Here is a 23588-nt window from a genome sequence, read left to right on the forward strand (position 1 = left end):
GCGTAACGATGCTGCAGGTAGAGGAATTGAATCAATATTACGGCGGCAGCCACATTCTGCGCGGCCTGTCGTTCGAGGCGCGCATTGGCGAGGTGACCTGCCTGCTGGGGCGCAACGGCGTGGGCAAAACCACGCTGCTGAAATGCCTGATGGGGCTGGTCCCGGCGCGCAGCGGCAGCGTCCGTTGGCAGGGCGAAACCATCACCGGTAAAAAGCCGCATCAGCGGGTGCGGGCGGGCATCGCCTATGTGCCGCAGGGGCGGGAGATTTTCCCGCGCCTGACGGTCGAGGAAAATCTGCTGATGGGGCTGGCGCGCTTTTCCGGCGCCGCCGCGCGCACGGTGCCGGATCCGATCTATGACTTGTTTCCGGTGCTGCGGCAAATGAAGGATCGGCGCGGCGGCGATCTCTCCGGCGGGCAGCAGCAGCAGTTGGCGATCGGCCGGGCGCTGGCCTGCCGGCCGCAGCTGCTGATCCTCGACGAGCCGACGGAAGGGATCCAGCCTTCGGTGATCAAGGAGATCGGCGCGGTGATCAAACAGCTGGCGGCGCGCGGCGATATGGCGATCCTGCTGGTGGAGCAGTTCTATGACTTTGCCGCCGACCTGGCGGACAGCTATCTGGTGATGTCGCGCGGCAGCATCGTGCAGCGCGGCGCCGGCAGCAATATGGAACAGGACGGCGTACGTGGGCTGGTGGCGATTTGACGTTGGATCAGCTGAAAAAGGATCGGCTGAGCGGATCGTGGGAGTGATGCAGCACTCTGATGATATTCACCTCTCGCCTGTGCTGACGAAAATAAATCAGGTGGTTGGCGACGGGCAATACCCATAGGCCGGGGCCGATTGCATCGATGTTTCTGCCGAGTTGGGGGTGGCTAAGGTTATCGAAAGCCTGATGCAGGTGGCGCAGATAATCTTCGGCCACCTGTAAGCCAAAGTGCGCCAATCCGCAAAAATAGATCTCTTCCATATCGCCAGGCTTTTGGGCGGACGGTTACTTTCCTGCGCATCCTTTTGCTTTGCTCCGTATTCTTTCCATGAACACATCACGATCCCATTCGACGGCTTCGCCGCTGTGCTCTCCTTCGGCAATCAGGCGCCTAAGCTCTTCCAGTTTTGAGGCGGCGGTACGTTCGCGCAAAGTGCGCACGGATTCGCGGATGACTTCGCTGGGCGTGCGGTAATCGCCGCTGGCCACCAGGTCTTCGACGAAACTACGCAGTTCGTCACCCAGATCTACCGTTAATGTTCTGCCCATTGTTCCCCCTCACTTTCGGCTATGCTGCGTCATTGTAAGATTAGTTCTTACATTGTGCACGTCAAACTCTCAGGATCTCGACTGCGGCACCGCCATGAGGGCGGAAGCCGCAAGTTTATTAATTAAGGATAACCCATGAACGAAATCACTGTGTCACGCCTCGGTTGCATCGTCCTGTCCCTGTTTCCGGCCCTGTGGGGGCTGTTCAGCCTGTTGAACAATACGGCGGATTTCGCCGGCACCGCGCGCAACGCGGTGGGTCCGCTGCTCGCCATGCAGGATACCTATCAGACGCCGGGGTTGATGTGGCGCGCGATCGGCGCCGACTGGGCCTGCATGTTGGGGTTGGCTGTCATCACCACGCTGGAAACGCTGGCCGGCCTATTCGCGGCCGTAGGCGTGGTGCTGATGATCGGGCGATTTAAAGGCCCTTACGCCGCCTTCGCCAAGGGCAAAATCTGGGCGATGCTGGGGGCGCTTTGCGCGATCGCGGTGTGGGGCGTCGGCTTTATGGTGGTCGCCGGCGACTGGTTTATGGCCTGGCAGGCCAAGCAGGATCCGCTGGCGGTGCAGCTGGGGGCGCTGATCTACCTGGCGCCCAATGCGTTTGCTTTGCTGTTCCTGATGCTGCAGCGGGAGCCGCGCTAAACGAAGGCGGAGCGGGGCGCGGTTACAGCGCCTTGCTCATATACCAGATGCCTATCGAGCCCTGGGCGCTGGTGTAGCAGGTCTCGCCACAAATGCTCAATCCCTGGCGCTGATAAAAGCGTTGGGCGCCGGTGTTGCGTTGCAGCACCTCCAGCCACAGCGTCTTCTGCCGGCGCTCGATGGCCCGCTGCTGCACCTGTTCGAACAGGCGCTGGCCATAGCCGTTTCCGGCATGGCCCGGCAGGAAATAGATTTTCTGCAGCTCTGCGCCGCGGGTTTGCGTTGGCGCCAGCAAGCTGTCGACGTTGAGCCGCGCATAGCCGACCAGGGCGTCATCCTCATAGGCCAACAGCCAGCACACGTCGGGATCGCGCAGCGTCCGTTCCAGCGCGGAGACGGCAAAATCCTCGGCCAGAAAGGCCTCCAGCTCGTGCGGGTAGCGCCACAGCTCACCGAAGTGCGCGCGATAGGTGCGGATGCCGATATCGCGCACCTGGGTTAAATCTTCCAGCAATGCCTGACGGACGGTGAACATGAATGAACCTCATCGAAGCGGGAACCGATGAGTATAGCGGGTTAACTTTCAAGATGCCGCGGCGTTTCGCGGCGAAAACCCAGGCCGATGATGCGGCCGAACAGGCGCGGCAGCCAGCGGCTGTTGCCGACGCGGGCGATCAGGCGCGAACCGCCCGCTGCGCGGCGTTCGCCCGGCTTGCGCTGGCTCATTTTGATCTGCAAAAACTGGATGGCCCGGGTGGGGAATTCGCGCCGGCGCTGCACGCTCAGCAGATGCTTCAGCTGCAGCCGATGCTGGCGCAGCGGTGGGATCAGGGCGTTGGCGGCGGCCACCGCGTCCTGAATCGCCAGGTTGACGCCCACGCCGCCGATCGGCGACATGGCGTGCGCGGCGTCGCCGATGCACAGCACTCCCGGTTTGGCCCAGCGATCCAGACGATCGATGCGGATGCTCAGTAGCTTCACCTGATCCCACTCGACGATCTCCTGCAGGCGATCGTCCTGGAATGGCGCCACCTCGGCGAGGTGCAGCAAAAATTTCTCCAGGCCGCTGCGGCGGATCGCGTCGAAGCTGCCTTTATCGATCGAGTAGCCGCACTGCCAGTAGTCGCCGCGATCGATCATGATGAAGTTCTGCTTCGGCCCGGTATGGCCCATCGACCAGGCCGGATCGCCCGGCTGCTTGCTGAGCTTCATCCACAAGACGTCGCGCGGGGCGCCGAAGGAGCGGCTGCTGAGCGCCGCCTGCTCGCGCACCACCGAGTTGCGGCCGTCGGTGCCGATCACCAGCTGGCTGCGCACGCGGATCGGGCCTTCCGGCGTGTCGGCCAGCACGCCGCATACCTGGCCGCGGTCGTAGAGCAGCTTATGAACCTGCGTCGAGGTGAGCAGCCTGAAATGGGGGAATGCGGTGGCCTGCTGTGCCAAAAAGTTGAGGAACTCCCACTGCGGCATAAAGGCGATAAATTTGCAGCGCGTCGGCAGGCGGGTGAAATCCGCCAGCTTGATGTCGCGCCCGGCGACTTCGGCGTGCAGGGATTCGGCGCGCTGGTGCGGCAGCGCCAGCAGTTCGTCGAGCAGGCCCAGCTGGTGCATGACTTCCAGCGTCGACGGGTGAATGGTGTCACCGCGAAAATCGCGCAGGAAGTCGGCGTGCTTCTCCAGCACCGTCACGTCGATCCCCGCCCGCGCCAGCAGATAGCCGAGCATCAGCCCGGCGGGGCCGCCTCCCACGATGCAGCAGGTGGTGGCGTAAGGTGTGATCGGTGATGACGGCATGGCGGTTGACCCCGGAGAGCGGCCCGCATCCCGCGAGCCGCAAGTGAATGGTTTAATGTTGATAATGATTATCAATATCAAGTTTGGCTGTCAACCCGCGGCGCAGTGTGGTCAAAGGGGGCGGACAGATGGCCGACGCGGAACAGCTGGCCGTTTTGCGGCTGTGCCTGCGGCGGTTCACGCCATAAATCCAGCCGCACTAACCGCCACTTGGCGGGCTGCGTGCATCGCGAGCATAAGGATTCTCCGCAAAGACGTTGACCGGGAGAGCGTGACACGCCATCTTTATCAGTAAAATCGGTATTATTTTTATCGATGGTTCAGAAAATCAGGATGGTCAGCATGAGGCGAATAACGTTCGATCTCGAGGATTTGCGCAGCTTCGTCACCGGCGTCGAGCTGGGCAGCTTCGCCAAGGCGGCTGAACGGCTGGGGCGTTCGACGTCGGCGGTCAGCGCTCACCTGAAAAAGCTGGAACAGCAGGTCGGCGCGCCGATCCTGCGCAAGGCCGGGCGCGGCATGGTGATGACCGAGGCGGGGGAAACGCTGCTCGGTTACGCGCGCCGCCTGCTGGAGCTCAATGACGAAGCCGCCGCCGCGGTGCGCGGGTTGGATTTGCAGGGCACGGTGCGGCTGGGGCTGCAGGAGGATTTCGGCGAGACGTTTCTGCCGCAGGTGTTGGGCAGCTTCGCGCGCGCCAATCCAAAGGTGCGCATCGAGGCGCGCATCGCGCGCAATGCCGAGCTGATCGACTGGGTGCTGAAAGGTCAACTGGATCTGTCGCTGGCGTGGGATGGCGGTTTGAGCACGCCGTTTAATCTGGCGCTGGGGCAGCGGCAGCTGCACTGGATCGCCTCGCCCGGCTTCGCGCTGGCGCCCTGGCGAGAAGGGGATGAGCCGTTGCCGTTGGTGATGTTTGACGCGCCTTGCCTGATGCGCAGCGCGGCGACGCAGGCGCTGGATCGCGTCGGCATACCCTGGCGCATCGCCTTTACCAGCCGCAGCCTGAACGGCGTGTGGGCGGCGGTGAGCGCCGGATTGGGCGTCACGGTGCGCACGGCGGCGGGTTTGCCGCCCGGCCTGGCGCCGCTGGCCCCCGATCTGCTGCCCGCTCTCGGCCAGCTCGGCGTGGTGCTGCACCGCGCCGAGGATCAGCCTTCGGCCGCCGTGCAGCGGCTGGCGCAGATCGTGGTCGAGCGGATCGAAACTTAATCTTGGGCGATCGGCTGCTTGCCGCTCAGCTGGCCCCATTCGCTCCAGGCGCCGTCATACAGCTTGACCTGCGGCGCGCCGAGCGACAGCAGGCCGAACGCCAGCACCGCCGCCGTCACGCCGGAGCCGCAGCTGGTGATGATCGGGCCGTTGATATCCACCCCCTTGTCGTTGAATGTTTGGCGCAGCGCCTCCAGCGATTTGAAGCGGCCGTTTTCCAGCAGCTCGCCGTACGGAATGTTGATGCTGCCGGGAATATGGCCGCGGTGCAGGCCGGGGCGCGGCTCCGGCGCTTCGGCATAAAAGCGCGGCGCGGCGCGCGCGTCGAGAATTTGCACCGGCGTGCCTAACGCCTGCTCCACTTGCCGCATATCCACCACCGCGTCGGCGTTGAACCGGGCGTTGAACGTCTGCGGGGCAGGCTGCGCCGGGCCGGTTGCCAGCGCCTGGCCCTGCGCGGTCCAGCCGTTCAGCCCTTCGTCCAGCACGTAAACGCGCTCGGCGCCGAAATTGCGGAAAGTCCACCAGCCGCGCGGCGCGGAGAACTGGTTGCCTTCGTCGTAAATCACCAGGGTATCGCGCTCGCTGATGCCCAGCTTGCCCACCGCCGCGCCAAACTCCGCCGCCGTCGGCAGCATGTGCGGCAGCGCGGTGTTTTTGTCCGCCACCTCGTCGATATCGAAATAGACCGCGCCTGGGATATGGCCGCGTTCGAACTCGGCAAGCATATCTTTCTTCGGCGTCAGCCCCACCGGCGACATCCGGACGTCGATCACCACCAGATTTTCATCGTTGATATGTTGCGCAAGCCATTGAGGGGTCACCAGAAACGGAGAATTCATCGTATTGTTCGCCTGTTGTGAAAACGGATTTTCACTATACACCAGGCCGTGCCGGGATGGAGTATGATGTTCAGGCAACGGTATGGGCGGGAGACGGAAAACATGACGGATCGGGCGTTTGACGGGGCCAAGATCGCGCTGCTGTGCGACGGCCGCCTGCTGGTTTACCAACGGGACGACAAGCCGGGCATTCCGTGGCCCGGGATGTGGGATCTGCCCGGCGGCGGGCGGGAAAACGGCGAGACGCCGCTGCAGTGCGTGCTGCGGGAAACGCAGGAAGAGTTTGGGGTGTTGCTCGCCGAACGCCAGGTTGTCTGGCAGTGGCGTTACGACGGTATTCAGCCCGGCTACCCGCCGACCTGGTTTATGGCCGGAGTGATCACCCCGGCGCAGATCGCCGCCATTCGCTTTGGCGATGAAGGGCAGCGCTGGCGAATGATGCCGGTAGAGCAGTTTATTCACCACCCGCAGGGCATCGGGCATCTGCGCCGCCGGGTGGCGGTGTATTGGCTTCAGTCCGCCTGAGGTTGCAGCACGCCGCTCGGCATCAGTGCCTGGATGGTGGCGCCGACCCGCTGCACCGCCTGTTCGATCTCCGCCGTCAGCTTCGGCGCATAGTTGATGCGCAGGCAGTTGCGGTATTTGCCGGCGGCGGAAAAGATGCTGCCGACGGCGATCTGCACGCCCTGCTGCTCGAGATGGCGGTTCAGCCGCAGGGTGTCGAACGCCTCGTCCAGTTCGATCCACAGCATAAAGCCGCCGCGCGGCCGGCTGACGCGGGTGCCGGCCGGGAAGTGTTTCAGGATAAGGTCGGTCATGCGATCGCGGTTCTGCTGGTAGCGGGCGCGCATGCGCCGCAGGTGCTGCAGATAGTGCCCGCCGCGGATGAATTCGGCGATCGCCAGCTGCGGCTGGGTGGCGGTGGCGCCGGAGCCGATGAACTTCATGTGCAGCACCCGCTCCAGGTAGCGGCCGGGCGCGATCCAGCCCACCCGCAGCCCCGGCGCCAGCGTTTTGGAAAACGAGCTGCACAGCAGCACGCGGCCGTCTTCGTCGAACGACTTGATGGTGCGCGGCCGCGGGTAGTGATAGGCGATGTCGCCGTAGACGTCGTCCTCGATGATCGCCGCGTCGTGGCGCTGCGCCAGCGTCAGCAACCGCTGTTTGTGGGCGTCGGGCATGATGTAGCCCAGCGGATTGTTGCAGTTGGGCGTCAGCAGAATCGCTTTGATCGGCCACTGTTCCAGCGCCATCTCCAGCGCCGCCAGGCTGACGCCGGTGAGCGGATCGGTGGGGATTTCCAGCGCCTTGATGCCCAGGCCCTTCAGCGTCTGCATGGTGCCGTGGAAGCAGGGCGAATCGACCGCCACGATGTCGCCGGGTTGGCAAACGGCGCGCAGCCCGGCGGAGATCGCCTCCTGGCAGCCGGTGGTGATCAGCAACTGATCGGGGCCGATTTGGCAGCCGGAATCCAGCAGCAGGCGGGCGACCTGCTCGCGCAGCGCGGCCACGCCCTGAATGCTGTCGTAATACAGGCTGCGCAGATCGCCGTGGCGGGCGGCGTTGCGCAGGGCGACGATCAGCGGTTTCATCGTCGGCTCGGCGATATCCGGCATGCCGCGCCCCAGCTGGATCAGGCCCTCGCGCGGCCGGCTGCGCACCAGCTCCAGCACCTGCTCCCATTGCGAAATGTCCACCGGCCGCTGCACCGGCGCCGTCATGGCGGGCAGCTCGGCCTGCGCGCGCCGCGTATGCACGAAGTAGCCCGACTTCGGCCGCGCCTCCACCAGGCGCTGTTCTTCCAGCAGCCGGTAGGCTTGCTGCACCGTGCTGATGCTGACGCCGTGCTCCTGGCTCAGCGCGCGCACCGAAGGCAGGCGATGGCCGGCGGGATACAGCCCTTGCTGAATGCGTTGGCTGAGAATGGCGGCCAGAGTGGCGTAGCGTGTCATACAGAGGCCTCTTATCGGGATGCAGGATTAAAAAACCGGTACAGATGCTTTCAAAGTAAACCATTCAGCGGTTTTTTTGGCGCAGCTGTATGAAAAAAATAGCGCCAGCGTGAATCTGTATTGTTTTTCTCCCGGCGAGCATGATGACTGCAACGCAAAAACAGCAGGGAGAATAACAACATGGCACTGTTTGATGGCATGACGACGTGGCGACGGGTAGGCTGGTCACGCTGGCGTTGGTATTTGTTGCGCCGCAGTACGCGCAGAGAGTTACTGCTGCTGAACGACAGGCAATTGGCGGATATCGGCCTGACGCGGGCGGATGCGCGGCGCGAAGGCGATAAACCGTTCTGGAGAGGGTAAGGAAAGCGAATGCTGAAATTATTGGGCAAAGCCTCATCGATCAACGTGCGCAAGGTATTGTGGACCTGCCAGGAGCTGGGGTTGCCGCTGGCGCGGGAGGACTGGGGCAGCGGCTTTCGCTCCACGCAGGAGCCGGCGTTTCTGGCACTGAATCCCAACGGCCTGGTGCCGGTGCTGATCGACGGCGAGCGGGTGCTGTGGGAGTCGAACACCATCTGCCGCTACCTGGCCGGACGGGAAGGGCGCCGCGATCTGCTGCCGCAGGAACCCGGCGCGCGCGCGGCGGTGGAGATGTGGATGGACTGGCAGGCCACCGATCTGAACGGCGCCTGGCGCTATGTGTTCATGTCGCGGGTGCGCGGGCATGCGGATTATCAGGATGCCGCCAGCCTGGCCGCCGCCGAGCGTGAGTGGAATAGGCTGATGGGGCTGCTGGACAAGCATTTGGCGCAGCACGGCCCTTATACCGCCGGCGCGGCCTTCACGCTGGCGGACGTGGTGCTGGGGCTGTCGCTGAATCGCTGGCTGATGACGCCGTTCGAGCGGCCGAATTATGCGGCGCTGGCGGCCTATCAGCAGCGCCTGCTGCAACGCCCTGGCTACGTGCAGCATGGCGCCAACGGTTTACCTTGATATGAAATAAACGGTTCATTTTATCTCGTCCGGATACGGCAAGCCGTATCCGGGCTTTCCCGTTGCATCATCCCGTCAATGTTTCATGAACGGCATCACGAATGTGAACTTTATTTTCCTTTTTTCTTGTTGTTGAAATTTAAATTCCATATAAACCTGTTATCAGCCGGCGCGTTTCATTGAGCGGCGCCTGGTTCTACACAGGATTTCGATCACGGGAGAAAATGATGAAACAGGTACGCGTTGGGTTAATCGGCACCGGCTATATCGGGCGTTGTCACGCCATCGCCTATGCGCAGGCCGCCACGGTCTTTCCTCTGAAAGGGGAGCTGGTGCTGGAGATGCTGGCGGAAGTGACGCCCGAGCTGGCGGCGCAGCGCGCCACCGAGTTCGGCTTTGCGCGCTCGACCGGCGATTGGCGGCAGCTGGTGGCCGATCCGGCGATCGACGTGGTGGACATCTGCGCGCCCAACTTCTTGCACAAAGAGATGGCGCTGGAGGCGATCCGCCACGGCAAGCACGTGTATTCGGAAAAGCCGCTGGCGCTGGACGCCGCCGACGCGGCGGAGATGGTGCAGGCCGCCCGCGCCAAGGGCGTGAAAACGCTGGTCGGTTTCAACTACATGAAGAACCCGACCAGCCAGCTGGCGCGCGAGATCATCGCCAACGGTGAAATCGGCGAGGTGGTGCATTTTTACGGCACCCACAATGAGGATTATCTGGCCGACCCGCGCACGCCGCTCGACTGGCACTGCCGCCGCGCCAGCGCCGGGCTGGGCGCGCTGGGGGATCTGGCGGCGCACATCGTCAACATGGCGCACTACCTGGTGGGCGACATCGTGGCGGTCTGTGGCGATATGCAAACGGTGATCAAACAGCGCCCGGACCCGCAAGACCCGGCGCGCCTGTTGCCGGTGGAAAACGAAGATCAGGCCGGCGCGCTGCTGCGCTTCGCCGGCGGGGCGATGGGCACTATCGAAACCTCGCGCATTGCCTGCGGGCGCAAGATGGGGCTGACCTATGTGGTCACCGGCACCAAGGGCACGCTGAGCTATACCCAGGAGCGGATGGCGGAGCTGAAGCTGTATCGGCACGATGAGCCGGCGGAGCGGCAGGGGTTCAAAACGCTGCTGGTAGGGCCGAAGCACCCGGACTACGCGGCGTTCTGCATCAGCGCCGGGCACGGCATCGGCTTTAACGATCAGAAGACGGTGGAGATCCGCGATCTGGTCAACGGCATCGCCGCGGGCGATCGCATGTGGCCGGACTTTGAAGAAGGCTGGAAGGTGTCTTGCGTGCTGGATGCGATAGCCGCCTCCGCCGAGCAGCGGCGCTGGCTGGAGATTAACCGCGATTGAAAATGAAATGGCGCTCTCCCGTGGGCAGCGCCATTAATTTGTTGTGTTGATAGCTTAATATCTTATTAAGCTAGTTACATAATAAGTTGTTTGCCTGGCAACTTAGAACGAGAAGCACGAACAGCCGAACGCGCCCCAGAAGGCGTTTTCATCCGACACCGGGATGCTGGAGCGGCGCGCGATGTCATGCTGGTGCGCGTGTACGCCGCACGGGCCGCAGCATTGGTGCGCCTGGCTCAGCACGCCGACTTTGGCCGCCGCCGACGGCGGCGCGGAACGGTAGTGGCCCGGCACCTGGGTGACCGGCGACCACTCCGGCAGCACCGGCAGCGGCGGCGGCGCCAGCGGCGAGAAGCTGCCGGCGGCGTAGACCACCTTGCCGTCCACCACCGTCATTACCGACTCAATGCCTTTGATCTGCTCTTCCGGCACGCTGAAATAGTCCTGCGACAGCACCGCCACATCCGCCAGCTGGCCGACCTTGATCTGGCCTTTCTTGCCCTGCTCGGTGGAGAACCAGGCGCTGCCTTGCGTCCACAGCATCAGCGCCGTTTCGCGATCCAGCCGCGCGCTGTCGTCGTACATCGCCATGCCGCCGACGGTGCGGCCGGAGACCAGCCAGTACAGCGCTGTCCACGGGTTGTAGCTGGCGACGCGGGTGGCGTCGGTGCCCAGCCCGACCGGCAGCTCGGCCGCCAGCATTTTCGCCACCGGCGGCGTATGTTTGGTGGCTTCGATGCCGTAGCGCTCGGCGAAATATTCGCCCTGGAATGCCATGCGGTGCTGCACCGCAATGCCGCCGCCCAATGCCTTGACCCGTTCGATATTGCGTTCGGTAATGGTTTCGGCGTGGTCAAACAGCCAGTGCAGCCCGTTGAACGGAATGTCGCGGTTCACCTTCTCGAACACGTCCAGCATGCGGCTGATGGATTCGTCATAGGTGGCGTGCAGGCGGAACGGCCAGCGGTGCTCGACCAGATGGCGCACCACCCGCTCCAGCTCGTCCTCGGTGCCCGGCGGCAGATCCGGGCGCGGCTGCAGGAAGTCTTCGAAGTCGGCGGCGGAGAACACCAGCATCTCGCCGGCGCCGTTGTGGCGATAAAAGTCGGTGCCCTGGCCCGGCTTGAGCATGTCGGTCCACAGCTCGAAGTCTTCCAGCTCCTGCTTCGGCCGCTGGGTGAACAGGTTATAGGCGATGCGAATGGTCAGCTGCTTTTTCTCGTGCAGCTCGGCGATCACCTGATAATCCTCCGGGTAGTTCTGGAAGCCGCCGCCGGCGTCGATGGCGCTGGTGAGGCCCAGACGGTTCAGCTCGCGCATAAACTGGCGGGTGGAGTTGACCTGCTGCTCCAGCGGCAGCTTCGGTCCTTTCGCCAGCGTGGCGTACAGGATCATGGCGTTGGGCTTGGCGATCAGCATGCCGGTCGGGTTGCCGTTGGCGTCGCGCTGGATCTCGCCGCCCGGCGGGTTCGGCGTGTCTTTGGTGTAGCCGACCACCTTCAGCGCCGCGCGGTTGAGCAGCGCGCGATCGTAGAGGTGCAGAATGAACACCGGCGTGTCCGGCGCCGCCTGGTTGATTTCGTCGAGCGTCGGCATGCGGCGCTCGGCGAACTGGAATTCGGTCCAACCGCCGACCACCCGCACCCATTGCGGGCTCGGTGTGCGCAGCGCCTGTTCTTTCAACATGCGCAGCGCGTCGGCCAGCGAAGGCACGCCTTCCCAGCGCAGCTCCAGGTTATAGTTCAGGCCGCCGCGGATCAGGTGCAGGTGCGAGTCGTTCAGGCCCGGAATGGCGGTGTGGCCGTGCAGGTCGATCACCTGGGTTTCCGGCCCGGCGTGCTGCATGACTTCGCTTTCGCTGCCGACCGCCAGAAATTTGCCGTCGCGGATGGCGACCGCCTGTGCGGTGGGATTTTGGCGATCGACAGTGTGAAACTTGCCGTTGGTGATGATCAATGAAGCGTGGTGGTTCATAACATTCTCCCGGCGAACCGCCTAGCGGCGGGTCAGCCATTGATGAAAAACGCGGGTCACGATAGGCATCCACAGGTACACCACCAGGGCGACCACGGTGGCGTCATTGAGAAAATGGCCGAGCAGCGTGCCGTTCAGCTGCGGCAGCGCCAGCCCCCAAAACCAGGGCATCAGATTGGTGGAAGGGAAGATCACCAGCAGGGTGATGATGAACTGCTTCCACTGGGGCGGCTGGCGCACGCCGGGGCTGGGCGGGGTAAACCAGAACTCCGCGCCGGGGCGGATCTCGATATGGTCGCTCTCCAGCAACAGCGGGGTGACTTCTTCGATGTATTGCTTGCGCAGCGGCGAGTGGATCCAGCGGTACAGATTGTCGAGGTTGTCGAAGCGGACCAGCACCGTATAGGCCTGCTCGTCGCCGGAAGGGCGAATCACGTTGACGCCCAAATGGCCGGTGAAGCCCGCGGCGTCGGGCATGATGCGGTTCAGCCAGGCCTCATAGGCCTGCTCGTTCCCCGGCGCCAAACGGTGGGTGATCACCAGCGTGACATGCTGCGGATGGGCCATAAAACCGACTCCTGAAAATACCCCGGCGCGGAGCCGGGGCAAGGGGAATTATTTCAGCGTGCGGGCCGGTGCGTGGTGCACCATGGTGTAAGCGTAGTCGACGCCCATGCCGTACGCGCCGCTGTGTTCGCGCACCAGCGCCATCACCGCGTCGTAGGTGTCTTTGCGCGCCCAGTCGCGCTGGTACTCCAGCAGCACCTGCTGCCAGGTCACCGGCACGGCGCCGGCCTGCACCATGCGATCGATCGAACGCTCGTGCGCATCGACGGAGGTGCCGCCGGAGGTGTCGGTCACCACATACACTTCATAGCCGGCTTCCAGCGCCATCAGCGCCGGGAAGGTCAGGCACACTTCGGTCCACAGCGCGGAGATCACCAGCTTTTTGCGGCCGGTGGCTTCCACGGCTTTAACGAAGGCCGCGTCTTCCCAGGAGTTCATCGAGGTGCGTTCAATCGGGGTGATTTCCGGGTGTACCGCCAGCAGTTCCGGCCAGATATAGCCGCTGAAGCTTTCGGTTTCTACCGAGGTGAAAAGGGTTGGCACGTTGAAAATCTTGCCCGCCTTCGCCAAACCAACAACGTTGTTTTTCAGTTGCTGACGATCAATATTAGCCACGCCGAAGGCCATTTGCGGTTGATGGTCGATAAAAATCAGTGCGGAGTTGTCTTTATCAAGCAGTTGAAACTTGGACATAATTTACCTTCCCAGTGATATTTCGGTTGAACATCTGATGAGTGTAACGCCGATAAAACGCATGGTAGGCAGAGGGCGATTTCAAAGATACCGCAGAATTTTTGCCGACTTGTTGAGTTTTTTTATACACGGGAGAAAGCATGAGATTAAACCTGGAAGCGCTGCTGATTTTGGACGCGCTGGACCGGCACGGATCTTTCGCCGCCGCGGCCGCCGCACTGTTTAAAACCCCTTCGGCACTCAGCTATATGGTGCAAAAGCTGGAAAACGATCTCGACATCACCCTGCTGGACCGCTCCGGCCACCGGGCGAAGTTCACCGATACCGGCAAGCTGATGCTGGAAAAAGGGCGGGTGTTGCTGCGGGCGGCGCAGGATCTGGAGCAGCAGGCGCGCTACGTGGAGAACGGCTGGGAAAGCGAGATCACGCTCGGGATCGATGCCTCCTTCCCGTTTGCCCGCCTGTTGCCGCTGATCGACGAGTTCTATCGGCAGCATCATCATACCCGGCTGCGTTTCAGCCACGAGGTGCTGGCCGGCTCCTGGGAATCGCTGGTTTACGGCTGCGCCGACATTATCATCGGCGCCATCTGCGAGCCGCCGTCGCGGGTGGGTTATGCGTTCAGCCGGCTGGGGCAGTTGGATTACGTGTTCGCCGTCGCGCCACAGCATCCGCTGGCGGCGCTGCCGGAACCGTTGCCGAAAGATGAGATCCGTCAGCACCGGGCGGTGGTGGTGCGCGATACCTCGCGGGTCAACGCGCCGCAGAGCCTGAACCTGCTGGAAGAACAGGATACGCTGACGGTCTTCGGCTTCGACGCCAAGCTGCAGGCGCAGTTGGCCGGGCTGGGCTGCGGCTATCTACCGCGTTCTCTGGCGGAACCTTACCTGAACAGCGGCGAACTGGTGGCGAAACGCGTTGAATCTGAGCGCTGCAGCGACGTTGCCTATTTCGGCTGGCGGGAAAGCGCCAGCGGTCTGGCAGCCAAGTGGTGGCGCGAGCGGCTGCAGCGTTACGCGGATGACGGCGAGGCTTACCCGGCGGCGCAGTGATCGCCGTCATATAAGGATTAACAACCCAATAAGGATATAGGGAATGAAAAAGACACTAGGCCTGTTGGCGCTGTTGCTGTTAAGCGGCTACGGCGCCGGGCGTCAGGCCGGCATCCCGTTGCCGGAGCCGCAGGCCGAGGCGCAGGCCACGGCGCCGCTCAGCTATCCGGTGCGGGTGCATAACGCGGTGAGCCGCGAGCTGCGTTTGCCTGAACGCGCGCGCGGCCAACGCTGCACCATCAGCATTCGGTTGCGGCCGGACGGCAAGCTGGCGAGCAGCAAGATCGTGCGGGGTGACGCGCCACTGTGCGCGGCGGCGAGCGCGGCAGTGCAGTGCGCGCAGTTTCCGCCGATGGCCACCGCCACCGAGTACGCGCTGTTCAACGCCGTGGTGCTCGATTTCGTTCCCTGAAGGGAGGTAACGGACGGGCCGCCTGCGCGGCCCATTTTTTCGCTTTTACGCGTACGCAACCCGCTGAATTTTCACTTAGCTTTGCCATTTTCGTTATTTTGAATGCCGCTACGGCTCACGGATACTGGGAGAAAATCTCTTACCGCGAGCCCCAGCATGTCCTACGCCCACTATTTGCACCCCGAACAGCGCGAACGAATCAGGCAGCTTTATCGGCGCCGGCATTGGCGGCTGGAGCTGCCCACCTGGGGGATCATGGCGGCGGTGTACGGCGGCTGGTTCGGCGTGGCGCTGGGGTGGCAAACGCTGGGCCCGTGGCTTGGCGCGCCGCTGCTGATCCTGCTGACCACCTGGTACATGTCGTTGCAGCACGAGCTGATCCACGGCCATCCGACGCGCTGGCCGCGCGTCAATCAGCTGTTCGGCCTGTTGCCGCTGGCGGTGTGGTATCCCTACGGGCTGTATCGCGATTCGCATCTGCGCCACCATCGCAACGACCACCTGACCGATCCGCACGAAGATCCCGAAAGCTATTACTTCAGCGCCGCGCAGTGGCGGCGCTATCCCCGGCTGCTGCCGCTGCTGGCCGCCGTGCGCAATACGCTGATCGGCCGGGTGCTCCTTGGCCCGGCGCTGGATATCGCCGCGACCCTGGTCGGGGCGGTGAAAGCGCTTGCCGCCGGGGAGTGGCGCGTCTGGGCGAGGTGGTTGGTGCACCTGTCGCTGTTGGCGATGCTGCTCGACTGGCTGCAGGCGCAGGGTATCGGCGCGGCGTTTTACCTGCTGGCCATCAGCTACCCGGCGCTGGCGCTGACCAAGGTAAGATCGTTTTTTGAGCATCGCGCCGTGGACGCACCGCAGGCACGTTCTATTATTAATGAGGCGGGTTGGCCGTGGCGGCTGCTGTTTCTCAATCTGAACTATCATTTAGTGCATCACGATCTGCCCGGCCTGCCCTGGTATGGTTTGCGCGAAGTCTATCTGGCGGAGCGCGAGGCGTACCAGCGTCGCAGCCAGGGATTTGTCGCGCAGGGCTACGGCGAGTGGCTGCGCGATTACGCCCTGACGCCGATCGACGTCGGCGTGCATCCGTTGCGCGCCGGTGAACCGCAGGGGGAGGGCGATGTCCTGCCGACGGAAAAATTTATTGCGCGCTGGAAGCGCGTTTCTCAGGATTTTCCAACCTAACCGGCCCATGAGCCGGAAAACGTATAACCAGAGGAAAAGTATGGCAATCACCTTATCACGCGGACGTTCCTTTGCCGTCGCGCTGGCTCTGCTGGCCACCGGCGGTCTGGCGCAGGCGGCCGACTCGGTGCGCGTCGGCTCCAAGATCGACACCGAAGGTTCGCTGCTCGGCAACATCATCGTGCAGGTGCTGGAAGCCAACGGCATCCAGACCACCAACAAGCTGCAGCTCGGCACCACCAAGGTGCTGCGCGGCGCCATCACGTCCGGCGAGATCGACATCTACCCGGAATACACCGGCAACGGCGCGTTTTTCTTCTCCGATGAGAAAGATCCGGCGTGGAAGAACGCCCAGGCCGGTTTCGAGAAGGTGAAACAGCTCGACTACGACAAAAACAAAATCGTCTGGTTGGACGCGGCGCCGGCCAACAACACCTGGACCATCGCCATTCGCCAGGACGTGGCGGAGGCCAATCACCTGAAGACGCTGTCGGATCTCGGCAAGTGGATCAACGGCGGCGGCAAGTTCAAGCTGGCGGCCTCGGCGGAATTTATCGAGCGGCCGGATGCGCTGCCGGCGTTCCAGAATGCCTACGGCTTCAAGCTGAATCAGGATCAGCTGCTGTCCCTGGCCGGCGGCGATACGGCGGTGACCATCAAGGCGGCGGCGGAGCAGACCTCCGGCGTCAACGCGGCGATGGCCTACGGCACCGATGGCCCGGTGGCGGCGCTGGGGCTGCAGACGCTGGCGGATCCGAAAGGCGTACAGCCGATCTACGCGCCGGCGCCGATCGTGCGCGAAGCGGCGCTGAAGGCGCACGCCAATCTGCCTGAGCTGCTGAAGCCGGTGTTCGCCTCGCTGGACGGGCCGACGCTGCAAAAACTCAACGCGCAGATCGCCGTGGAAGGCCAGGACGCCAAACAGGTGGCGGCCGCTTACCTGAAAGAGAAAGGGTTTGTTAAGGGATAATGCCGAGGTGCCCCCTCTGCCGTCGGGAGAGGGGGTAAACCGAGGGAACCGGAGCGTTTCTTTGACTATCGCCGTAAAACATCGCGTCTTGTTGACGCTGTTCATGCTGTTGCTGCTGGCCGCGTTCGGCCTGCCGTTCCTCAGTTATGCCCCCAATCGCCTGTTGTCGGGCAAAAGCCTCTCCTTGTTATCCCTGCTGCACGGCCCGGCGCTGTGGCTGCTGTTGCCGCTGGCGGCATTGGCGATCCTCAGCCTGTTGCCGCCGACGCGGGGGCGGGCGCTGCTGGCGGCGCTGGCCGCCTGCGGGGTGCTGACGCTGGCCTTCTGGATCAGCGGGCAGGCCGCCGGGCGTCTGGCGCAGGAGGGATCGCGCCTGGCGCGCACCTCCTGGGGCAGCGGGTGCTGGCTGACGATGGCGCTGAGCCTGCTGATCGCCGCCGACGCCATGGCGCGCATCACCGCGTCGCACCTGTGGCGCATGCTGGGCAACGCGCTGGTGCTGGTGCCGCCGGCGCTGCTGCTGTTCGGGCATCAGCTCGATCAGCTGTCGCTGCTGAAGGAGTACCACAATCGCCAGGAGGTGTTTGACGCCGCGCTGCTGCAGCACCTGACCATTCTGCTGGCGACGATGGCGCCGGCGCTGGCGATCGGCGTGCCGCTCGGGGTGCTGTGTTTTCGCTCCGAGCGCTGGCAGCGGCCGATTTTCTCCGCGCTGAACATTATCCAGACCGTGCCGTCCATTGCGCTGTTCGGCCTGCTGATCGCGCCGTTGGCGGGGCTGGCGACGGCGGTGCCCTGGCTGGCGGAACACGGCGTCAGCGGCATCGGCATGGCGCCGGCGATCGTGGCGCTGGTGCTGTACGCGCTGTTGCCGCTGGTGCGCAGCGTGGTGGCGGGGCTGCAAAGCGTGCCGGCGGGGGTGATCGAATCCGCCACCGGCATGGGGCTGACGCGCGGGCAGATCTTCCTGCGCGTGCAGCTGCCGTTGGCGCTGCCGCTGTTCCTGACCGGCGTGCGCATTTTGGCGGTGCAAACCGTCGGCATGGCGGTGGTGGCGGCGCTGATCGGCGCCGGCGGCTTTGGCGCCATCGTCTTTCAGGGGCTGCTCAGCAGCGCGCTGGATCTGGTTCTGCTGGGGGTGATCCCGGTGGTCATGATGGCGGTCATCGTCGATTCGCTGTTTAAATTTTGGGTTTCAATCCTGGACGTATCGCGCCGATGATTCACTTTGAGCAAGTCAGCAAAATTTTTCAGGGCAAGCCGGCGGTAGACGATCTCACGCTGCACATCGCCGAGGGCGAATTCACCGTGTTGATCGGCACCTCGGGTTCCGGCAAGTCCACGACGTTAAAAATGATCAATCGCCTGATCGAGCACGATCGGGGCAAGATTCTCTTTGCCGGCGAAGAGATCCAGTCGTTCAAACCGCAGGATCTGCGGCGGCGCATGGGCTATGCGATCCAATCGATCGGCCTGTTTCCGCACTGGACGGTGGAGGAAAACATCGCCACCGTGCCACAGCTGCTGAAATGGCCGCGCGCGCGCATTCGCGATCGGGTAACCGAACTGCTGGAGCTGTTGCATCTGGAGCCGGATCTGTTTCGCCGTCGCTATCCGCACCAGCTGTCCGGCGGGCAGCAGCAGCGGGTAGGGGTGGCGCGCGCGCTGGCCGCCGATCCCGAGGTGTTGCTGATGGACGAACCGTTCGGCGCGCTGGATCCGGTTACCCGCGCGGCGCTGCAGGCGGAGATCGCGCGCATCCATCAGCTCTCCGGCCGCACCATCGTGTTGGTGACGCACGACATCGACGAGGCGCTGGGCTTGGCGGATCGCCTGGTGCTGCTCGATCAGGGACGGGTGGTGCAACAGGGCACGCCGCTGGCGCTGCTGACCGCGCCGGCCAACGACTTCGTGCGGGATTTCTTCGGGCGCAGCGATCGCGGCATCAAGCTGCTGTCGCTGGGAACGGTGGCGGAGCGAGTGCGGTCCGGTGCCGCCGAGGGCGAGCCGATCGCCGCCGCCATGAGCCTGCGGGAGGCGCTGTCGGTGTTTGTGGCGCGCGGCAGCGACTGCCTGCCGGTGGTGGATGAACGGGGCGAAGCGTTGGGGGTGTTGCACTTCAACGATCTGATCGCCGGGCAGGCGCTGTCATGAGCGGGCGCATCTGGCGCCTGCTGCGCGATCCGCTGCCCTGGACGCTGGCGCTGTTGTTGGCGCTGGTGTTCGGCATGGATCATCTGCGCGGCCTGTTCGCCGCCTGGTTCCCCGATCTGGAGCGGCCCATTTATCAGCAGGACAGCTTTATCGCGCTGGTGGGGGCGCACCTGTCGCTGGTGGCGATCTCCAGCCTGATCGCGGTGGCTCTCGGCGTGGCGGCCGGCGTGGCGGTAACCCGGCGCAGCGGCCGGGAGTTTCGTTCGCTGGTGGAAACGGTGGTGGCGGTAGGGCAGACCTTCCCGCCGGTGGCGGTGCTGGCGGTAGCGGTGCCGGTGATGGGCTTCAGCGAACAGCCGGCGATCATTGCGCTGGTGCTGTACGGCCTGCTGCCGATCTTGCAGGGCACGCTGGCGGGCATCGAATCGGTGCCGCCCGCCACGCGCGAGATTGCCCGCGGCGTGGGGATGAGCGCCTGGCAAATTCTGTGGCGGGTCGAATTGCCGCTGGCGGCGCCGGTGATCGTCGCCGGGATCCGCACGTCGGTGATCATTAACATCGGCACGGCGGCCATCGCTTCCACCGTCGGCACCAAGACCCTCGGCTCGCCGATCATCATCGGTCTGAGCGGCTTTAACACCGCCTATGTGATCCAGGGCGCGGCGGTGGTGGCATTGTTGGCTATTATCACCGATATGCTGTTCGAACGTTGGGTGCGTTATCTCACCGCCTGGCGTCAGCAGACGCTGGCGACCACTCCGGCGGGGTAAGGGGGAAATGATGCAGGTGTCTCTACCGATGTACGGCGTTGGCCGGGAGCAGGCCGAATCTTTCTGGCAGGTATTGCGCGACAAGCTGCTGCGCCTGGGGCTGCCGGCGGCGCCGGAGCGGCTCAGTTGGCCGGACGATTTGGCGCAGCACTGGCGGCGCGACGATCTGCTGCTCAGCCAAACCTGCGGTTATCCGTTGGTCAGCACTCTGCCGCAGGTGCAGCTGATCGGCACCTACCATTATCGGGTTGAGGGGTGCGACGGGCCGAATTACCGCAGCTGGCTGGTGGTGCGCGCGGGCGACCCCGGCGAACGGTTGGCGGATTTTCGCGGCCGGACGGCGGCCTATAACAGCACCGATTCCCAATCCGGCTACAACGGCCTGCGCGCGCTGATCGCGCCGCTGGCGCAGGACGGGAAATTCTTTGGTGCGGCGATTGCCTCCGGCGCGCATTATCAGTCGTTGAAGCTGATCCGCAGCGGGCAGGCGGATATCGCCGCCATCGATGCGATCAGCATGGAACTGCTGCGCCGGGCGCAGCCGCAGGCGCTGGAGGGGCTGAAAATCATCGGCCGCACGGCAGCGGTGCCCGGTCTGCCGCTGATCACCGCGGCAGGTACGCCGCCGGAACAGGTGGAAATCCTGCGCGCCGGCGCCCGAGCGATGCTGGATGAGGCGGTCAGCGACCGCCTGCTGATCGGCAATTTCAGTCTGGTGCCACGTTCGGCCTACCAGATTATCACCGTGCTGGAACAGCAGGCCGCCGCGCAGGGCGTGACGGCGCTCTAGCCGCCGTTACAGCAGGGCGTCGCCGTCGATGTCGATCGCGCTGCCGGTGACGAAGCCGTTCTCCATCGCCAGCAGGTAACCTGCCGCGCGTCGGCCTGTATCAGGCGCAGCGCGTCGTTTTTCTCCCCGGCGTGGGGAAGGCGGCTATGGCGCGGTGAGGAACTGCTCGAAATGTCTGGTGCCCGCATCGCTCGCCGGTGTCGGAACGCGTCAGGCGGCTGCAGCGCTTTTTACAGCTGCGCTGCCAGCGCTGGCTGGACGATCACTTGGCCTGAAGGGTTTCGGTTTGCGCCGGCGTGGCGGCGGCATCCACGGCAGGCGCGCTTTCTTCGTGCGGGGTGGTGGAACGGGTGTAGATGTTCAGCCCGGCGAGGAATACGCCGCCCAAAGAACCGAAGGCGCACAGGGCGATGACGATGACGAACGCTTTTTTCAGCATAGGAATAATTTCGCAGGTTGCTTGGAACAGCGGGAATTATAGCCCCTTCGCCGGGTGAAACAAGAATCGTTTTTAACGGCGGCCCGCAGACCGCCCTTTGCGATCGCTACCGTTCGCTGTCGATGGCCTGCACGCGGGCCGGGCGGACGAACAGGTATTTTCCCAGCGTCACCAGCACCACCGCCGCCACGATGATCACCAGCGCCAGCCACTCGCGCGGCGCCAGCGATTCGCCGGCAAAGCCGATGCCGAGCAGCACCGCCACCACCGGGTTGACGTAGGCGTAGCTGGTGGCGACCGCCGGGCGCACGTTCTTCAACAAGAACATATAGGCGCTGATCGCCAGCATCGAGCCGAAGACGATCAGATAGCCCAGCGCCAGAAAGCCGCCGGTGCTCGGCATCTGAGTCAGACGCTCGCCGCTCAGCTGACTGGCTGCCAATAACACCACGCCGGCGACCAGCATTTCCGCCGCGCCGGCCATCGGCCCGGCCGGCAGCGAGATGCGCGATCCCAGTACCGACCCGAAGGCCCAGCTGGCCGACGCCAGCAAAATCAGCAGCGCGCCGGTCGGGTTGCCCACCAGGTTGTTGCCGGTATTAAGCAGCACGATGCCCACCAGACCGAGCGCGATGCCGGCCCATTCCAGTTTGGTGTTGCGCATCCCCCACAGCAGGCTGAAGCAGAGGGTGAACAGCGGCACCGTCGCCACCATCACCGCGGCGATGCCGGACGGCACGTGTTGGTGCTCCGCCACCGTCACCAGGCCGTTGCCCACAGCCAGCAGCAGAATGCCGATGGCGCCGGCGGCCAGCCACTGCTTCGGCGTCGGCAGCGCGTGGCCGCGCCAGGCCAGGAAACTGAACAGCACGATGCCGGCAACCAGGAAGCGAATGCCGGCCATCATCAGCGGCGGCCACTGCGCGACGCCGAGGCGAATGACGAAATAGGTGGAACCCCAAACGATATATAACGTGAACAACGCCCCGATCAACGGCAGGACGCTACGGCTTTGTTGGCTAAGCATAGGGATATGTTTTTGCAGGGGTGATTATTATTAGAACGCTCAGTAAACCCGATCGGGCAACCGATAAGCAATGGCTTTCGGCATTATTTTTCCCGGCCGCCGCCCGCCGTTCAGCTGTCCCGCCGCTTCCACTGCAGCCAGCTGACGGCCGGCAGGTAAATCGACCAGCCGACGGCTAGCAGCAGCAGCATGAACTCCGGCGGCACGCCGGGCAGCAAGGCGTCCAGCTTCCAGGACACGGCGTAGGCAAAGGGGCCGACGGCGGCGCCCAGCACCGCCAGCGGCCAGGGGGCCGCTCTGACCACGTCCAGCAGCCAATACCACCAGCAGCCGAAGCCGATCCACAGCGCGATGGTCCAGAGCGGCAGGCCGTGTTGCCCGCTGTAGTGCAGCACGCCGCTGTAGCTCCACAGCCCATCCATGCCGATACCGCCCAGGGCGGCCAGGGCCGCGCCTTTGCGGCGGGCGGCCGGGGTAAAGATCAGCGCCAGGGCCGCGCCGGCCAGCAGGATGCCGTTGAGCCGATCGCGAGTCAGCAGCGCCAGCAGCCAGCAGACGCCCAGTCCCAGCGTCGCCAGCCAGAATCCGGCATGCGGCTTCTTCATCGTTCAACTCCCGTGGGGTTACTCTGCCGCTGCGCGCCAGGCGCCGACGGATTTGCCAGAGCGAGCGCGAGGCCCGCTGTTGGTCTGAATATGCGTTAATTCAACCTTAGAAGGGAAGGTGCGGGATGCACAAGCAGAATAATCTGTACCGGTTGAAAACGTGGGCAAAAACCGGTGTTAAAGGAGCGAAATCCGGTAGGCGCAGCGGCGTGAGCCGGCCAGAATGTGTTCGGCGCGCTCCACCTGCGCCTGCAGCACTTCGGTGAAGATGCTTAGCTCCGCCCGGCAGAAGCCCTGGCAGACGGTGGCGGCGGCGCAGATCGGGCAGTGGTTTTCCACCAGCAGATAGGAACCGTCCTCCTCCTGACGCCATTCGGCCATATAGCCTTCGCGGCAGCGGATTTCGGTCAGGCGCGCCACGCGCTCCTGCAGATCGGCGGCGCCGATCATCGCCTGCTTGTAGTTGATGCGGTTTTCCTGCTCGCGGGTCTCGATCAGCACGTCGAGCGCCTGTTCGCCCAGCTTGTCGCGCACGGTGCGCAGCAGCTGCACCGTCAGATCCGCATGGGTGTCGGGAAAGCGCGCGTTGCCGGCCGAGGTCAAATGCCACAGCTGCACCGGGCGGCCCACGCCGCGCGTTTCCGCCACCGCTTCGACCAGCCCCTCTTTCGCCAGCTTGACGAACTGCTGGCGGGCCGCCTCACCGGTGGTGCCGAGCACCTTTCCTGCGTCAGAAGCTTGCTGTGGGCCGCGGGTTTTCAATAGCGTCAGCAAGCGGTCACTGACCGATTGTGCGGTGCTGCCGCTATTTTCCAAGTTTATTCTTGACATATTTCTCCGCCTCGCCCTAACTTATTCCAAGATAACTCTTGTTAAATTTAACGC

At 63.9% G+C, this 23588-nt stretch carries 28 protein-coding genes and 2 pseudogenes; 15 read left to right on the plus strand and 15 right to left on the minus strand.

Annotated elements, in window-relative coordinates:
* The first annotated feature begins 8 nt into the window (after nucleotides 1-8).
* Nucleotides 9-707 (plus strand): urea ABC transporter ATP-binding subunit UrtE, encoded by a 699-nt coding sequence (gene urtE, locus SSARUM_RS06760; protein WP_060387435.1) that lies wholly within the window; start codon nucleotides 9-11, stop codon nucleotides 705-707.
* A 7-nt stretch (nucleotides 708-714) separates the two neighbouring features.
* Here the strand turns inward: urtE and SSARUM_RS06765 are convergent, their stop codons facing one another.
* Together SSARUM_RS06765 and SSARUM_RS06770 are read right to left on the minus strand one after the other, a co-directional pair.
* Nucleotides 715-972, minus strand: a complete 258-nt coding sequence (locus SSARUM_RS06765) for a type II toxin-antitoxin system RelE/ParE family toxin (protein ID WP_060387436.1) — start codon at nucleotides 970-972, stop codon at nucleotides 715-717.
* A 24-nt stretch (nucleotides 973-996) separates the two neighbouring features.
* On the minus strand, nucleotides 997-1260 hold the full coding sequence (locus SSARUM_RS06770; protein ID WP_033646967.1) for a type II toxin-antitoxin system ParD family antitoxin: 264 nt from the start codon (nucleotides 1258-1260) through the stop codon (nucleotides 997-999).
* 135 nt (nucleotides 1261-1395) lie between these two features.
* Here SSARUM_RS06770 and SSARUM_RS06775 point away from each other — a divergent pair, with 135 nt between their 5' ends.
* Nucleotides 1396-1908: a DUF2165 family protein gene (locus SSARUM_RS06775; protein ID WP_043146937.1), complete on the plus strand. Its 513-nt coding sequence runs from the start codon at nucleotides 1396-1398 to the stop codon at nucleotides 1906-1908.
* A 22-nt stretch (nucleotides 1909-1930) separates the two neighbouring features.
* On the opposite strand, the gene SSARUM_RS06780 is transcribed toward SSARUM_RS06775, so the two are convergent.
* The 3 genes and pseudogenes from SSARUM_RS06780 to SSARUM_RS24580 all read right to left on the minus strand — a co-directional run.
* A complete protein-coding gene (locus SSARUM_RS06780) occupies nucleotides 1931-2443 on the minus strand; it encodes a GNAT family N-acetyltransferase (RefSeq protein WP_043146939.1) in 513 nt (170 codons plus the stop codon).
* 41 nt (nucleotides 2444-2484) lie between these two features.
* Nucleotides 2485-3702: an FAD-dependent oxidoreductase gene (locus SSARUM_RS06785; protein ID WP_060387437.1), complete on the minus strand. Its 1218-nt coding sequence runs from the start codon at nucleotides 3700-3702 to the stop codon at nucleotides 2485-2487.
* A 77-nt stretch (nucleotides 3703-3779) separates the two neighbouring features.
* Nucleotides 3780-3920: pseudogene (locus SSARUM_RS24580) on the minus strand (DUF4865 family protein); the annotation flags it as partial.
* A 124-nt stretch (nucleotides 3921-4044) separates the two neighbouring features.
* On the opposite strand from SSARUM_RS24580, the gene SSARUM_RS06790 reads away from it, so the two are divergent.
* Nucleotides 4045-4914 (plus strand): LysR substrate-binding domain-containing protein, encoded by an 870-nt coding sequence (locus SSARUM_RS06790; protein ID WP_060387438.1) that lies wholly within the window; start codon nucleotides 4045-4047, stop codon nucleotides 4912-4914.
* On the opposite strand, the gene sseA is transcribed toward SSARUM_RS06790, so the two are convergent.
* The gene (gene sseA / locus SSARUM_RS06795; protein WP_033646953.1) at nucleotides 4911-5756 is read right to left on the minus strand and encodes a 3-mercaptopyruvate sulfurtransferase; all 846 of its coding nucleotides are present in this window, start codon (nucleotides 5754-5756) and stop codon (nucleotides 4911-4913) included. The two genes, SSARUM_RS06790 and sseA, sit on opposite strands and share 4 nt — an antisense overlap.
* Before the next feature lie 102 nt (nucleotides 5757-5858).
* Here sseA and SSARUM_RS06800 point away from each other — a divergent pair, with 102 nt between their 5' ends.
* Entirely contained in the window at nucleotides 5859-6281 is a 423-nt protein-coding gene (locus tag SSARUM_RS06800; protein ID WP_060429743.1) for an NUDIX hydrolase, read from the plus strand.
* On the opposite strand, the gene SSARUM_RS06805 is transcribed toward SSARUM_RS06800, so the two are convergent.
* Nucleotides 6269-7708 carry an aminotransferase-like domain-containing protein gene (locus SSARUM_RS06805; protein ID WP_033646949.1) on the minus strand — a complete coding sequence of 480 codons (1440 nt, stop codon included), beginning with the start codon at nucleotides 7706-7708 and terminating at the stop codon, nucleotides 6269-6271. The two genes, SSARUM_RS06800 and SSARUM_RS06805, sit on opposite strands and share 13 nt — an antisense overlap.
* Before the next feature lie 180 nt (nucleotides 7709-7888).
* On the opposite strand from SSARUM_RS06805, the gene SSARUM_RS06810 reads away from it, so the two are divergent.
* The 3 genes from SSARUM_RS06810 to SSARUM_RS06820 all read left to right on the plus strand — a co-directional run bounded on the left by SSARUM_RS06810 (nucleotide 7889) and on the right by SSARUM_RS06820 (nucleotide 10062).
* Nucleotides 7889-8071 (plus strand): DUF1127 domain-containing protein, encoded by a 183-nt coding sequence (locus tag SSARUM_RS06810; RefSeq protein WP_033637613.1) that lies wholly within the window; start codon nucleotides 7889-7891, stop codon nucleotides 8069-8071.
* A gap of 9 nt (nucleotides 8072-8080) precedes the next feature.
* On the plus strand, nucleotides 8081-8704 hold the full coding sequence (locus tag SSARUM_RS06815) for a glutathione S-transferase family protein (protein ID WP_043146950.1): 624 nt from the start codon (nucleotides 8081-8083) through the stop codon (nucleotides 8702-8704).
* 227 nt (nucleotides 8705-8931) lie between these two features.
* Entirely contained in the window at nucleotides 8932-10062 is a 1131-nt protein-coding gene (locus SSARUM_RS06820) for a Gfo/Idh/MocA family protein (protein WP_041034068.1), read from the plus strand.
* A 102-nt stretch (nucleotides 10063-10164) separates the two neighbouring features.
* Here the strand turns inward: SSARUM_RS06820 and SSARUM_RS06825 are convergent, their stop codons facing one another.
* The 3 genes from SSARUM_RS06825 to SSARUM_RS06835 are packed head-to-tail and all read right to left on the minus strand — an operon-like array spanning nucleotide 10165 to nucleotide 13296.
* The gene (locus SSARUM_RS06825) at nucleotides 10165-12036 is read right to left on the minus strand and encodes an amidohydrolase (protein ID WP_043146952.1); all 1872 of its coding nucleotides are present in this window, start codon (nucleotides 12034-12036) and stop codon (nucleotides 10165-10167) included.
* A 21-nt stretch (nucleotides 12037-12057) separates the two neighbouring features.
* Nucleotides 12058-12603, minus strand: coding sequence for an antibiotic biosynthesis monooxygenase (locus SSARUM_RS06830; protein WP_060429745.1), 546 nt, complete (start codon nucleotides 12601-12603; stop codon nucleotides 12058-12060).
* Between the two features lie 48 nt (nucleotides 12604-12651).
* The gene (locus tag SSARUM_RS06835; RefSeq protein WP_033637618.1) at nucleotides 12652-13296 is read right to left on the minus strand and encodes a hydrolase; all 645 of its coding nucleotides are present in this window, start codon (nucleotides 13294-13296) and stop codon (nucleotides 12652-12654) included.
* Between the two features lie 140 nt (nucleotides 13297-13436).
* Between SSARUM_RS06835 and SSARUM_RS06840 the strand changes: the two genes are divergently transcribed.
* The 8 genes from SSARUM_RS06840 (at nucleotide 13437) to SSARUM_RS06875 (ending at nucleotide 20632) form a co-directional block, all read left to right on the plus strand.
* Nucleotides 13437-14348 (plus strand): LysR substrate-binding domain-containing protein, encoded by a 912-nt coding sequence (locus tag SSARUM_RS06840; protein WP_033646934.1) that lies wholly within the window; start codon nucleotides 13437-13439, stop codon nucleotides 14346-14348.
* 43 nt (nucleotides 14349-14391) lie between these two features.
* Nucleotides 14392-14760, plus strand: a complete 369-nt coding sequence (locus SSARUM_RS06845) for a cell envelope integrity TolA family protein (RefSeq protein WP_060429747.1) — start codon at nucleotides 14392-14394, stop codon at nucleotides 14758-14760.
* Nucleotides 14761-14916: 156 nt separating this feature from the next.
* Nucleotides 14917-15948, plus strand: coding sequence for a fatty acid desaturase (locus SSARUM_RS06850; RefSeq protein ID WP_043146957.1), 1032 nt, complete (start codon nucleotides 14917-14919; stop codon nucleotides 15946-15948).
* A gap of 40 nt (nucleotides 15949-15988) precedes the next feature.
* Nucleotides 15989-16918 carry a glycine betaine ABC transporter substrate-binding protein OsmF gene (osmF, locus tag SSARUM_RS06855; protein ID WP_033637621.1) on the plus strand — a complete coding sequence of 310 codons (930 nt, stop codon included), beginning with the start codon at nucleotides 15989-15991 and terminating at the stop codon, nucleotides 16916-16918.
* 61 nt (nucleotides 16919-16979) lie between these two features.
* Nucleotides 16980-18140, plus strand: a complete 1161-nt coding sequence (locus tag SSARUM_RS06860; protein WP_043146959.1) for an ABC transporter permease — start codon at nucleotides 16980-16982, stop codon at nucleotides 18138-18140.
* Entirely contained in the window at nucleotides 18137-19072 is a 936-nt protein-coding gene (locus SSARUM_RS06865; protein WP_060387441.1) for an ABC transporter ATP-binding protein, read from the plus strand. The genes SSARUM_RS06860 and SSARUM_RS06865 overlap by 4 nt, the downstream gene beginning before the upstream one ends.
* Nucleotides 19069-19842: an ABC transporter permease gene (locus SSARUM_RS06870; protein ID WP_033637624.1), complete on the plus strand. Its 774-nt coding sequence runs from the start codon at nucleotides 19069-19071 to the stop codon at nucleotides 19840-19842. Before SSARUM_RS06865 ends, SSARUM_RS06870 begins: the two co-directional genes overlap by 4 nt.
* A gap of 28 nt (nucleotides 19843-19870) precedes the next feature.
* On the plus strand, nucleotides 19871-20632 hold the full coding sequence (locus tag SSARUM_RS06875) for a phosphate/phosphite/phosphonate ABC transporter substrate-binding protein (protein WP_080430341.1): 762 nt from the start codon (nucleotides 19871-19873) through the stop codon (nucleotides 20630-20632).
* A 6-nt stretch (nucleotides 20633-20638) separates the two neighbouring features.
* Here the strand turns inward: SSARUM_RS06875 and SSARUM_RS24635 are convergent.
* The 5 genes and pseudogenes from SSARUM_RS24635 to SSARUM_RS06895 all read right to left on the minus strand — a co-directional run.
* Nucleotides 20639-20719 (minus strand): annotated as a pseudogene (locus SSARUM_RS24635) (SDR family oxidoreductase); the annotation flags it as partial.
* Between the two features lie 175 nt (nucleotides 20720-20894).
* Nucleotides 20895-21071, minus strand: a complete 177-nt coding sequence (locus tag SSARUM_RS06880) for a hypothetical protein (protein ID WP_162846220.1) — start codon at nucleotides 21069-21071, stop codon at nucleotides 20895-20897.
* A 106-nt stretch (nucleotides 21072-21177) separates the two neighbouring features.
* Nucleotides 21178-22098, minus strand: a complete 921-nt coding sequence (gene yedA, locus SSARUM_RS06885) for a drug/metabolite exporter YedA (protein ID WP_060429751.1) — start codon at nucleotides 22096-22098, stop codon at nucleotides 21178-21180.
* A gap of 110 nt (nucleotides 22099-22208) precedes the next feature.
* Entirely contained in the window at nucleotides 22209-22703 is a 495-nt protein-coding gene (locus SSARUM_RS06890; RefSeq protein ID WP_033637629.1) for a DUF2878 domain-containing protein, read from the minus strand.
* 177 nt (nucleotides 22704-22880) lie between these two features.
* Nucleotides 22881-23534 (minus strand): helix-turn-helix transcriptional regulator, encoded by a 654-nt coding sequence (locus SSARUM_RS06895; RefSeq protein WP_033653420.1) that lies wholly within the window; start codon nucleotides 23532-23534, stop codon nucleotides 22881-22883.
* Nucleotides 23535-23588 lie beyond the last annotated feature (54 nt).

The sequence above is a fragment of the Serratia sarumanii genome (assembly GCF_029962605.1).
GTDB classification, from domain to species: domain Bacteria; phylum Pseudomonadota; class Gammaproteobacteria; order Enterobacterales; family Enterobacteriaceae; genus Serratia; species Serratia sarumanii.